The sequence below is a fragment of the Maribrevibacterium harenarium genome, from assembly GCF_006385675.1.
Taxonomy (GTDB): domain Bacteria; phylum Pseudomonadota; class Gammaproteobacteria; order Pseudomonadales; family Marinomonadaceae; genus Marinomonas; species Marinomonas harenarium.
Genome location: NZ_VFRR01000002.1, coordinates 163,067 through 175,236 on the forward strand (window position 1 = coordinate 163,067; position 12,170 = coordinate 175,236).

Consider the following 12,170-nt stretch of genomic DNA (forward strand, 5'->3'; position numbering starts at 1 on the left):
GTGTTGCTAGCTTGGGAAAATGACTCCGTCTATTTTCCATACGGCCTTAGGGCCGTTTTTTTTGCTCCTGAAAAATAGTATCAAGTGAGCCTATATAAGTTTCACTTGATGTATAAAAAAGCAACAAATTTCATAAAACTGTTACAAAAATGAAATCAATTGTGCTAATACTTGATTGACCGTTTGATCAAAAAACATTGAAGCCCTGTTTTAGGCGCTCAAATGACAAACATAATTAAGGAGCAAACATGTCGATTTCCCGCCGTCAATTCGTCAAAGGTGCCGCTGCAGTCGGTGCCGTTGCTGCGACTCCCTTCTATATCAACAAGGCGATGGCCGCCAATAAAGAGCTGAAAATCTATGCTTGGGCCGGCTATATCACCGATGAAATGTTGGCCGACTTCAAAGCCAAGACTGGCATTAATGCCACCTTTACCCCTTACGGTACCAACGATGAGCTGATGAACTCGTTGCGAGCTACCGACGGGACGGGTTTTGACATCATAATGCCGACCGTAGACCGCGTACCGGGCTATGTGGATTTTGATTTGGTGCAGCCGCTAGATACCCGTCGCGTGAAGTGGGATGGTTGTTTAGACAGCGCCATGTCGGGCTCTGAAGTGGGCGGTGTGGTGAACGGCAAACGTTACTTTGCCCCATCTGACTGGGGGACGGAAGCCATTGCCTACCACAAGGATTATGCTTCAGTAGACCCGAAAAACCTAAGTTATGGAGACTTATGGAAGCCCGAGCATGCAGGTGGCGTGACCGTACGAGGCCACTCGGCGCTGGTTGGCATTGGCTTATGGCTAGAAAACATGGGCAAGTTGCCTTACCCATTGCTTGAGTCCTACAAAAACGAAACCGCCATGCGCGCTAACTTTGATGTTATTCTCAAAGAAGCGGTGAAAAACAAAGACATGATTGCCCAGTTCTGGTCTACCGAAAACGAAGCCCAAGGAGCGTTCCGTACCAACGGTGCGGTCATTGGCCAAACATGGGACAGCACGGCATTCAAACTCGGTCAAGAAGGTGAAAACATCGCATACGGCGCACCGAAAGAAGGGGCCCTGGCATGGATGGAAGGCTTCGTTATTCCGAAAAATGCCAACAACGTGGATGCGGTCTACGAGTTCATTAATTGGTACTACACTCCAGAAGCGGGCACCATGTTTGTTAAAGCCACGGGCTACAACTCCACCTCAAAAGGCGCAGCGGAGCTACTACCGGCTGAAACCAAGCAATTCTTCTTGGATTCCTACTCTGATCAGGACTTGGCAAACCTATGGTGGTGGCCAATCCAAGAACCTTGGTATGTGGCGCTGCGTAACGAATACCAAGATCGTTACCTATCTGCATAACGTTCAAATCCGAGTTAAAAAGGCCTGCTGGGGAACCAGCGGGCTTTTTGCATCTATTGCGAATTAAGAATAACGAATAATCGAGAGGCAACATGGACAGCAGCGTTCATTTAGATAACGTGGTCATGCAATTTGGTGATTTTACCGCCGTACAACAGATGGATTTGCTGATCCAATCTGGTGAGTTTTTTAGCTTTTTAGGGCCCTCTGGCTGCGGTAAAACCACTATTTTAAATATGGTGAGTGGCTTTCTAGAGCCGACCCAAGGGGCAGTTAAAATTGGCGGGCAAGATATGCGCGGTGTTCCGGCCAATAAGCGCCCAACCTCGATGATTTTCCAGAATCTGGCACTCTTTCCCCTGATGACGGTAGCGGAAAATATCGAATTCGGTCTGGAAGTTCGCGGTGTCAGCAAAGCGGAGCGCAGGAAAACCTCCGACCGCTTATTGGAGTTGGTCGCGTTAGAAGGCAGCGGTAACAAGAAAGTGTTGGAACTCTCCGGCGGTCAAAAGCAGCGTATCGCTATTGCCCGGGCTCTCGCGGTAGAGCCACAAGTACTACTGCTGGATGAGCCGCTGTCCGCCTTGGATCTAAAACTACGCCAGCATATGCGCACCGAGCTGAAAGAGATTCAGCGAAAAACCGGTATTACCTTTATCTACATTACCCACGACCAAGGGGAAGCCCTCACCATGTCGGACCGAGTGGCGGTTATGTCGGCGGGTAAGTTGCAGCAAGTGGATGACCCTATCGCTTTGTACCAAAACCCGAAAACTCCTTTTGTGGCGTCCTTCGTCGGCGAAAATAACGGAATCACCGGTAAAGTGCTAGAAAGTCATGCCGGGGAAGTGGTTATTGATGGGGGAAAACTCGGGCGCTTAGCCGGGCGTTCTGATACCGCGTTAGCCGTCGGTAGTACCGCCACGCTCTTTATCCGTCCAGAATCTTTGCATATGGGAGAGCAGTTTGAATTTGTGCTGCCTGTAACCTTGGACGAAGTCAATTTTGAAGGCTCTTACCTGACACTAAACAGTCTGGCAGAAAATGGTCAAAACCTCGCGGTACAGCTCCATGCCAATCAATATACGCCTGATATGAGTGCTGGATACCGCTTGCACCTTGGTTTTAATGCTCGAGATGCGGTGGTTATCGCCGGGGAGGCTAGCGATGTTTAGTCACCTCAAGCAACGCTTCGGCGCACCGCTGGCAGCTGGCATAATCGGTTTAATCGCCATTTGGTTGATCGGAATGGTGATTCTGCCACAGCTACTGATGGTGGATTACTCATTTAAACCGAACCTGCTGCCAGCCGAGATCGGTGGTCCAAAAGATAGCTACACGCTGGACAACTACATCACCTTGTTTGGCAACACTATTCACTTGGGTATCTTCTTCAAGACCATTTGGTCGAGTGTGTTGGTGACTTTTTTGACTTTAGTGGTCAGTTACCCAATCGCCTTTTATTTGGCAAAAGTCGCCACCCCAAGGCAGGCCGCTTTATTCCTGTTGCTGCTTATTATTCCCTTTTGGATCAACGAGATACTGCGTACTTTTTCCTGGTACATCATTTTGGCCTACAAGGGTCCGCTAAATGCGTTGCTACTAGAGCTCGGACTCATTACGCGACCGATTCGCTTTTTATCCGGTGATGGGGGCGTTCTCATCGGGATGGTATATGCCTACATTCTGTTTATGATTTTTCCAATTTATAACGCCATTGAAAGTCTCGATAGCAATCAAATTAAAGCAGCCCGCAACCTCGGAGCCGGTTGGGTTCGCACCCATTATCGGGTCATTATTCCCCATGCCAAACCGGGCATTGCCACCGGTTGTATCATGACTTTTATGCTGGCGGCAGGAAGCTATGCGGTCCCCGCCTTGCTCGGGTCGCCGGGAAGCCGCTGGTTTACCCAGATCATCTATAACTGGTTTTTCGAAGGCGGAGACTGGAATCAGGGGGCGGCCTATGCCTTCTTGTTGCTGATTATTTGTATTGGTTTCATCGGGCTGGTGATGAAAGTGTTTAAAGTGGGCTTGGGGGACATTGCACGATGAAATCCGAAACCTTGCTAAAATACGCGATCCGCTTCTATCTCGGCGTCTTTTTCCTGTATTTGTTCACCCCATTGATCATTATGGGCTTGGCTACTTTCAATGACAGCCGTTTTCCGACGGTATCCCCTTGGAAAGGCGCGACCCTAAAATGGTTTGACGCCCTAGCCCAAGATGGTGCCATGTGGGATGCCTTAGGCAACAGCATCATCGTTGCGGCTGGCGTGCTGATTGTCGCCGTTCCCATCGGTGTCAGTTGCGCTTTGTTTTTATCCACCGTCGAGGGGAAAGGTAAAACCTTCCTGTATTCCCTAATGATGTCACCACTGCTCACACCGGGGGTTATTGTCGGTATCTCGACCCTGATCTTTTGGCGTGGTTTGTCGGTAAATGGCGGCATTGTGCTGACGGTGATTGCACAAACCACCTTTATCGCTGCCTATGTGATGCTGATGGTATTGGCCCGCTTACAACGGTTTGATCGCACCTTGGAACAGGCTGCACTTAGCCTCGGCGCCAGTACTTGGCAAACCTTCACCCGTATTATGTTGCCTTACCTTAAGCCCGCGATCTTCTCCGCTGCGGCGATCGCCTTTTTACAATCCTTTGAAAACTACAACACAACCCTGTTTGTAAAAGGCTACGACACTACCCTGACGGTCTACATCGCCTCTAAAGTTCGCACCGGCTTAACACCGGCGGTAAATGCTTTGGGCTTGGTGATGATCCTACTCACGGTCGTACTTGCCGTGGTGTATGAATGGAAACGCCGGAGGGAGCAGGAAGGTTAATTTCATTCCGGTTTGACCCCCCTCCAAAGATTGATAATCTTTGGAGGGGGCATGTTTAGAGACCTGCTTTCAGCGGTTTCACCCCCCGAATCAGCAACCACAATGGCAGGATCACTTCACCGATAAAGGTGTAATCCGCCACCATTGGCTCCATCTCTGGCAGCAAGATCCAAATCCCCGTATCTGCTAGGTAACCCACGCCTGCTAACAACAATAAATAGCCAATAAAGCTAGGGAGATACGCCGCTTTAATAATGGCGTAACCCAGCGGCAGCAACCACAATCCCCAGAAGATATGGGCAATCATAATACCCCCTTCGTGGAGCTTTAGTAGCAGCGCCAACATCTGCACCTGCTGCCCATGGGTGAACTGACTAAATAGCTCTGGCTCAGTGGTAAGTAGCAATGCCGCAAAGCTAAATAACTCATTTACCAAGGCAATCGGCACGGCAAATGCTACACAGATAATAATCAGACGGGCATAAAACTCACTGGCAGGGCGCAATACCTTGTAGAGGTAATAGGCCAACGGCATCTGCACCATCTGAATGAGCAAAGCACAAAAAATACTGAGCCGCAGAGCGTCGCCATTTACCTGCAACACAGCAAACATCCCTGCCGGTGGCAATCCACCTAACAACATATCAGGGATATACAAAATCCCCATAACTCCTAGTGGTATCAGTAATAGATACAACATCCCCGCAATGCGGGCATCTTTTTGAATAGTAACGAAATTGGTCGACATAACTCCCCCCATTGGCTGTGAATAGGAGGAAGTCTAAAGAGAACTCACTCAAAAAGGATCTGGCAGGGATGTAGAATGGGTATGCAAAAATGTATGGCTAAACACTCCCCTCGGTCTCGATGACCAGTACACGAGCCTCTCCCCTCGGGTGAGCCACGTGTTCGGTGCCGATGCTGGCGTAGAAGATATTACCCACGTGCAGTAGGAGTGATGTAAAGCGGCCCTTTAGGTCGCCTTATGTCATTTCTTTAAAGACATCGTGCGCTAACGTGTTGAAAACGGCCAGAGCATCCTGCCAAGAGACAGGATGTTCCGCATATACCATAGGGCTGACATACTTATTGTACCGCTCTGCATATAACTTGTTATTCAGGAGCTGTTCTAACCCGAAACTCAGTTCGTCCAGTGGCGATTCGACTAATTGAGAGTGTTGATTGCCGTATTGTTGAATGTCAGCTTTGATGACTCTGCTAACGAGAGTCGCGAGCATTTTTATATTGGAAGGCTCGGCCATTTGGATGTGATAAGTGTCGTAGACATGCCTGATGAGCGCTTCGTCGTCGACTCGGTTTTGATTCCGACTGGAGCTGGCTGTTCTTCGTAGCATTGACACCAATTTCTCGGCTTGCGTGTCGATTATGGCGGCACAGTCCATTTCGATAGTTTGATCAGGTTGTGTTAGCACTTCCGAATAAATCGATTGGACACGTCTTTTTTCCGGTGGGCTAAGCGTCGTTGATTCAATCAACTCCAGCTTGATAAAAGGTCGAAGGCAAGGTGCTTGTTGGTGAGCCTGCGGATACTTTATTTCAAAGGCTGAATAGCGGTATTCATTTTTTATGTCAGGCGTGCCTTCTATTGAAAATAAACGGCTTTGTTCAAGCAGAAGCTCTACACGTTGTTTGACTTTCTTGCGAGCATTTCTGCCTGCGTTACGTGATGAAACATCTGGGTAGTTTGGCTTTGGCACCAGCTTGAGGTCTATATCCTCGGACATTCTGTATGTCTTGATGGCAGACTTTGCTAATGCCGTACCACCTGAAAATACTATCTGATGGTAGTCCAGATCAATGGTGGAAATCAGTTTTAGCAACTCGACGACGTAGTAATCTTTTTCGACAATGGCGGGGTTGCCAAGCCCTATGGCATCGGCAATATCAACGAAGAGAGAGTTATCGAAGTTCGTTGACACTCTGGCTTCCTACTTTGATCTTACGTGTAAAGCGGGGGCTGCTTGGTGTCACTTTTATCTTGGCAGGGATTTGAGTGCTATTACCCGAAAGGCTTGATTGCGATACTTCATCAACAGAGTATGCAACATTGAGTCTCTCAAGTGCTTCCATCATAACGCCATCTGAACCCGCTGGATTATCTGGCATTGGTTTACCCGTGATCCTATTTATGCGCGCTCTGACGTATAGTCCATAGCTGATTTTTATCAGTAAGCCTTCGCTAACAAGTTGCCTTAAACAACGTCCTACTTGGTCGTAATCGGCAATATCTTTAAAGTCTGAGCGCATGAACACAGAACGCTTCGAGCGCTTTACTCGATATTGTATTCTGCTTTGAATGGTCATGACATCACCTCGTTAATTCCGCCTATATAATAGACAAAAATACGACATTTCTCAAAAGCAAAAATACGACATTTAGATGTAACTGACTTGCAGTTTATCCACGTAGCCGGTGGCGTCAGAGATGTAGTTTTTTGCGTAACTATCTCCCTTACTAAACACTCCCTTCGGTCTCGATGACCAGTACACGAGCCTCTCCCCTCGGGTGAGCCACGTGTTCGGTGCCGATGCTGGCGTAGAAGATATCACCCATGTGGAGTAGGGTGGACTTTTCTTCGCCGGCGTCTTTGTAAAACATCTCCACCACGCCATCGAGCACCACAAACACTTCTTCCCCATCATTGATGTGCCACTTGTAGGGCTGATCAGTCCAATGCAAGCGGGTGGTGATGCCGTTCATATTGGCGATGTCTTTTGCGCCCCAAGCACGGTCGGCGGTGAAGTCTTTGCTGCGGATGATGTTCATGGCTTTCTCTCCATTGTGATGGCATCTGATACTAGGTCCACGGCGGCAAAAACGCCATCCCTACGTCAAATGACGTATATCCCTAGGGTATTTGGCGCATACCGCTTCTGCCTTGATTTTTGAATACTGGGTTTACTGACTCAGGGTGCTATTAGCTCCTACCCCTAGCATCTTGGGTTAGCCCATAACATCAAAATCACATAGGACGGCTTCAATCATGAAAATCAAATCTCTCGCGGCTGCGATTGCTCTTTCCGGTGCGACTTTCGTTGCGCTGCCTTCTATGGCAGCAGAAGACACCATCAAAGTCGGTGTATTGCACTCCCTTTCAGGCACCATGGCGATTTCTGAAACGACGCTAAAAGACACTGTCTTGATGATGGTGGAAGAGCAGAACAAGAAAGGTGGTTTGTTAGGTAAGAAATTGGAAGCAGTGGTGGTGGACCCAGCTTCTAACTGGCCGCTATTTGCAGAGAAAGCCCGTGAGTTGCTAACGAAAGATAAAGTTGATGTGATTTTCGGTTGCTGGACATCGGTATCGCGTAAGTCTGTGCTTCCTGTTATCGAGGAATTGAACGGCTTGATGTTTTACCCCGTTCAGTACGAAGGCGAAGAGTCGTCTAAAAACGTGTTCTACACAGGTGCAGCGCCAAACCAGCAAGCCATCCCAGCGGTTAACTACCTAAAAGAAGAGCTTGGTGTTGAGCGTTGGGTGCTGGCCGGTACTGACTACGTTTACCCACGTACTACCAACAAAATTCTGGAAGCTTACCTAAAAGACATGGGTGTCGCGGAAGAAGACATCATGATCAATTACACGCCATTCGGTCACTCTGACTGGCAGTCAATTGTGTCTGATATTGCGAAATTCGGTTCAGCCGGTAAGAAAACCGCTGTTGTATCTACCATCAACGGTGACGCCAACGTGCCTTTCTACAAAGAGCTAGGCAACCAAGGTATCTCGTCTGAAGACATTCCTGTAGTGGCTTTCTCTGTGGGTGAAGAAGAGCTTTCTGGCCTAGACACTGGCCCATTGGTTGGTCACTTGGCGGCTTGGAACTATTTCCAAAGTGTTGAAACAGAAGAAAACGAAGCCTTTATTACCCAGTGGAAAGCTTTCACCAACAATCCTGATCGTGTCACCAACGACCCAATGGAAGCGACTTATATCGGCTTCAATATGTGGGCAAATGCTGTGACTGAAGCAGGTACGACCGATGTAGATGCGGTTGAGCAAGCCATGATTGGCCAAGAAACGCCAAACCTAACTGGTGGTATCGCGGTGATGAATAAAAACCACCACCTGAGTAAGCCTGTTTTAATCGGCGAAATCCAAGACGACGGTCAGTTTGAAACCGTTTGGGAAACGGAAGGCGTGGTACCCGGTGATGCTTGGTCTGACTTCCTGCCTGGGTCAAAAGACCTGATCGCTGATTGGACGGATCCAGTGAAATGCGGCAACTACAACACCAAAACCAAAACTTGTTCTGGTCAGAACTACTAATTTGGCCTTATCCCAGGGTTAAAACTCGGCTCCTAGATAGCTAGGAGCCATTTTTTCAAGCCCCACTGACCAATCCTGGAGAATCACTTTGAAAGCATTTCTCTCTTTCTGTCTGTTCTTGGTGTTGGGCACATCATCTGCCTTTGCCATGAATAGTACGACTCAGTCACTCCTAGTAGAGCTGACCGAAACCAAACTATCTAAATTACCCGATTTAGTCGAGCAGTTAGAAACCCAAGGCGGGGAAGAGCTGTTACCGGTGTTTCGTGCTTGGTTGGCCGGTGATCTGCATTACCAAACATCCGACGCCACTTTGGTTGTAGAAGTTGAGGTGAATGGCGCGGAAACCTACCAAGACCCATTCAGCGGTGACATAGTAGCTGGTATCACCAGCAAAGATGTCAAAAAGATCAAAGTTAACAATAAGTTGCGCGGAATGTTGCGCGGCGTGATAGCACGAATTCAATTAACATCCAGCAATGCTACAGTCCGTGAAGGGGCCGTGCGTGAACTGTTGACGGAGCTGGATGACGAAACGGTAGCGACCCTAGAAAGTCTTTACCCTAACGAAGCCAATGCTGACGTGAAAGCCATGATGAGCACAGCGTTGGCACTCCATACTGCGCAACAAAAAGACAACGCGGTCAGCGTGCGTTTGGGCGCAATCGACCAACTTGGCGACAGTCTTGAAAACGATGTACGCAATGTCTTAGTGAAACTGCAAAACGATGGGAATGCCGATATTGCCAAAGCAGCGTCCAAGGCACTTGTGAGTATCAATCAGCAAGTCGAGCGCTACGCCTTAGTGGATCAGCTGTTTTTTGGTTTGAGCTTGGGCTCGGTATTGCTGTTAGCGTCCATTGGTTTGGCCATCACCTTTGGGGTCATGGGCGTGATCAATATGGCCCACGGCGAAATGATCATGTTGGGCGCTTACACCACCTACGTGGTGCAGTTGATCATGCCGAACTACATCGATTATTCCATTTGGGTCGCCATTCCAGCGGCGTTTTTGGTGTCCGGATTGATGGGTGTACTGATCGAGCGATTGGTGATTTGCCGTCTGCATGGCCGTCCACTTGAGACCCTGTTAGCGACGTTCGGGATCAGTTTGATCTTACAACAACTGGTGCGAACCATTTTCTCTCCCCTTAACCGCCAAGTTTCAACACCAAGTTGGATGAGTGGTTCGTGGGAAATTAACCCAGTGCTTTCGCTCACCTTGAACCGTCTATACATCCTTGCCTTTTCGCTGTTGGTGTTCTTGGCGCTGGTGTTGATCTTGAAAAAAAGCTCTTTGGGTCTAAACGTGCGCGCAGTCTCACAAAACCGCAGCATGGCCAAAGCCATGGGCGTGAAAACCGAATGGGTCGACGCCATGACCTTTGGTTTGGGGTCTGGTATCGCGGGGATCGCCGGGGTTGCCTTGTCCCAATTAACTAACGTCGGGCCAAACCTTGGTCAAGCCTACATCATCGATTCCTTTATGGTGGTGGTGTTTGGTGGTGTGGGTAATTTGCTCGGCACATTGGTCGCCGCCTTCACCCTAGGTATTGCCAATAAGTTCTTGGAGCCCACTACAGGTGCGGTATTGGCCGCCATCTTGGTGCTGGTCTTCATCATCCTCTTTATTCAAAAACGTCCTAAAGGACTGTTCCCACAAAAAGGGAGAGCCGCAGAATGAGCAAACTGATCAATTGGTTTTCAGAAGGGCGCTCATCGGGCAAATACACCTTGCCGTTCGTGATCCTTCTGCTGGCGGTGACAGTATTGGCTTCGGCTGCCAATTTGCTGTTACCACAAGACTCCGCCCTATATGTGAGCACTTACAGCATCACCTTGCTAGGGAAATATTTGTGTTACGCCATGTTGGCCCTCGCGGTGGACATTATTTGGGGCTACTGCGGTATTTTGAGTTTGGGACATGGCGCCTTCTTCGCCCTCGGTGGCTACGCCATGGGCATGTATTTGATGCGTCAGATTGGCGACCGTGGGGTTTACGGTAACCCGCTGCTGCCAGACTTTATGGTGTTCTTGGATTGGCAAGAGTTACCTTGGTTTTGGCTTGGTATGGATCAGTTCTGGTTCGCCATGTTGATGGCGGTGGTTGTCCCTGGACTGCTGGCGTTTGTGTTTGGTTGGTTGGCGTTCCGCTCGCGAGTGACTGGCGTGTACTTATCCATCATGACGCAAGCCCTAACCTATGCCTTGTTGCTGGCGTTTTTCCGTAACGAAATGGGCTTTGGCGGCAACAACGGTTTGACCGATTTCAAAGAGCTGTTGGGCTTCGATTTACAGGCAGACAGTACCCGCGTTTCGCTGTTCATCATTACCGCGCTGATGCTGGCCATCGTGTTGGTGTTGAGCCAACGTATCCTGTCATCGCGCTTAGGCAAGGTGACGTTAGCAATCCGTGATGCCGAAGCTCGCACCCGTTTCATCGGCTACCGCACCGAACGCTACAAAGTCTGGTTGTTCGTTTACTCGGCAGTGATCGCTGCGGTCGCCGGTGCTCTATACGTGCCACAGGTGGGCATCATTAACCCCGGTGAGTTTTCGCCTATTAACTCCATCGAAGTGGTGATCTGGGTCGCCGTTGGCGGTCGAGGCACCTTGATTGGGGCCATCATCGGCGCCTTGCTGGTCAACTACGCCAAAACCCGCTTCACCGCCATCATGCCGGATGGCTGGTTGTTCGCCCTTGGTGCCTTATTTGTCCTAGTGACCTTGTATTTACCCAAAGGGTTGATCGGTCTGTATGGCCAATTGAGCGCCAAACGCCGTCCCACTAAATCGGCTCAACAGGAGGCGCATTCATGAATCCATTTGATCAATCTCTGCAAGGCTTACGGGAGACGTTTCGCCGGGATCAGGTGTGGCCTTTCCTTACGCCGGAGGCGGCCACCAAGGTCGATGTATCGAACCAAATGATCCTGTATGTGGAAGGGTTAAATCTGAGTTTTGATGGGTTTAAAGCGCTAAATGACCTGAACTTGTATGTAAAAGATGGTGAACTGCGCTGTTTGATCGGTGCCAATGGTGCCGGTAAAACCACCTTGATGGATGTGATTACTGGGAAATCCAAGCCAGATTCCGGCTCGGTGTACTTCGGTCAAACTCATAACTTATTGACGAAAGACGAAGCTGATATTGCGCAATTAGGTATTGGCCGTAAGTTCCAAAAGCCGACCGTGTTTGAAGAGCAAACCGTGTTCGACAATTTGGAGCTGTCTCTCAAAACCGACAAACGCGTATTGCCAACGCTGTTCTCTCGACTATCCCCCAGCGAGATCGACCGCATTGACGAAGTGTTGGCCATCATTGGTTTAAAAGAACAACGCTTTATGAAGGCGGGCGCCTTGTCCCATGGCCAGAAGCAATGGCTGGAAATCGGCATGTTGCTGGTGTCCGATCCGCGTTTGCTACTGATTGATGAACCGGTTGCGGGCATGACCGCACAAGAGACAGAGCGCACCGCAGAGCTGCTTACCTCCCTTGCCGGTGAACGCACCGTGATCGTGGTCGAGCACGATATGGAATTTGTGCGCAGCATCGCCCGTACTGTCACCGTGTTACACCAAGGCTCGGTGTTGGCCGAAGGCACCATGGATCAAATTCAAAACAACAAAGACGTCATCGAGGTATACCTCGGCGAAGAAGCAGCGGAGGCATAA

The 12,170-nt window shown here is 49.3% G+C and carries 12 protein-coding genes and 1 pseudogene; 8 read left to right on the top strand and 5 right to left on the bottom strand.

Features of this window, described 5'->3' with window-relative positions:
• Positions 1-248 precede the first annotated feature (248 nt).
• The 4 genes from FJM67_RS02030 (at position 249) to FJM67_RS02045 (ending at position 4,204) form a co-directional block, all read left to right on the top strand.
• A complete protein-coding gene (locus FJM67_RS02030; RefSeq protein WP_140587009.1) occupies positions 249-1,361 on the top strand; it encodes an extracellular solute-binding protein in 1,113 nt (370 codons plus the stop codon).
• Positions 1,362-1,453: 92 nt separating this feature from the next.
• Positions 1,454-2,536, top strand: coding sequence for an ABC transporter ATP-binding protein (locus FJM67_RS02035; protein ID WP_140587010.1), 1,083 nt, complete (start codon positions 1,454-1,456; stop codon positions 2,534-2,536).
• On the top strand, positions 2,529-3,416 hold the full coding sequence (locus FJM67_RS02040) for an ABC transporter permease (RefSeq protein ID WP_140587011.1): 888 nt from the start codon (positions 2,529-2,531) through the stop codon (positions 3,414-3,416). Before FJM67_RS02035 ends, FJM67_RS02040 begins: the two co-directional genes overlap by 8 nt.
• Positions 3,413-4,204 carry an ABC transporter permease gene (locus tag FJM67_RS02045; RefSeq protein WP_140587012.1) on the top strand — a complete coding sequence of 264 codons (792 nt, stop codon included), beginning with the start codon at positions 3,413-3,415 and terminating at the stop codon, positions 4,202-4,204. The genes FJM67_RS02040 and FJM67_RS02045 overlap by 4 nt, the downstream gene beginning before the upstream one ends.
• A gap of 55 nt (positions 4,205-4,259) precedes the next feature.
• Here the strand turns inward: FJM67_RS02045 and FJM67_RS02050 are convergent, their stop codons facing one another.
• The 5 genes and pseudogenes from FJM67_RS02050 to FJM67_RS02065 all read right to left on the bottom strand — a co-directional run bounded on the left by FJM67_RS02050 (position 4,260) and on the right by FJM67_RS02065 (position 6,992).
• Complete coding sequence (locus tag FJM67_RS02050) at positions 4,260-4,952, bottom strand: DUF4386 domain-containing protein (protein WP_181161406.1); 693 nt, start codon at positions 4,950-4,952, stop codon at positions 4,260-4,262.
• A 97-nt stretch (positions 4,953-5,049) separates the two neighbouring features.
• Positions 5,050-5,163, bottom strand: a pseudogene (locus FJM67_RS17720) (cupin); the annotation flags it as partial.
• A gap of 24 nt (positions 5,164-5,187) precedes the next feature.
• A complete protein-coding gene (locus FJM67_RS02055; RefSeq protein ID WP_140587014.1) occupies positions 5,188-6,144 on the bottom strand; it encodes a nucleotidyl transferase AbiEii/AbiGii toxin family protein in 957 nt (318 codons plus the stop codon).
• Entirely contained in the window at positions 6,125-6,529 is a 405-nt protein-coding gene (locus tag FJM67_RS02060; RefSeq protein WP_140587015.1) for a DUF6088 family protein, read from the bottom strand. The genes FJM67_RS02055 and FJM67_RS02060 overlap by 20 nt, the downstream gene beginning before the upstream one ends.
• Positions 6,530-6,680: 151 nt before the next feature.
• On the bottom strand, positions 6,681-6,992 hold the full coding sequence (locus FJM67_RS02065) for a cupin domain-containing protein (protein WP_140587016.1): 312 nt from the start codon (positions 6,990-6,992) through the stop codon (positions 6,681-6,683).
• 217 nt (positions 6,993-7,209) lie between these two features.
• Between FJM67_RS02065 and urtA the strand changes: the two genes are divergently transcribed.
• From urtA to urtD, 4 genes are all read left to right on the top strand, one after another.
• On the top strand, positions 7,210-8,496 hold the full coding sequence (urtA, locus tag FJM67_RS02070) for an urea ABC transporter substrate-binding protein (RefSeq protein ID WP_140587017.1): 1,287 nt from the start codon (positions 7,210-7,212) through the stop codon (positions 8,494-8,496).
• Between the two features lie 148 nt (positions 8,497-8,644).
• A complete protein-coding gene (urtB, locus tag FJM67_RS02075; protein ID WP_140587062.1) occupies positions 8,645-10,180 on the top strand; it encodes an urea ABC transporter permease subunit UrtB in 1,536 nt (511 codons plus the stop codon).
• Positions 10,177-11,316: an urea ABC transporter permease subunit UrtC gene (gene urtC / locus FJM67_RS02080; RefSeq protein ID WP_140587018.1), complete on the top strand. Its 1,140-nt coding sequence runs from the start codon at positions 10,177-10,179 to the stop codon at positions 11,314-11,316. The genes urtB and urtC overlap by 4 nt, the downstream gene beginning before the upstream one ends.
• Positions 11,313-12,170: an urea ABC transporter ATP-binding protein UrtD gene (gene urtD / locus FJM67_RS02085; protein WP_140587019.1), complete on the top strand. Its 858-nt coding sequence runs from the start codon at positions 11,313-11,315 to the stop codon at positions 12,168-12,170. Before urtC ends, urtD begins: the two co-directional genes overlap by 4 nt.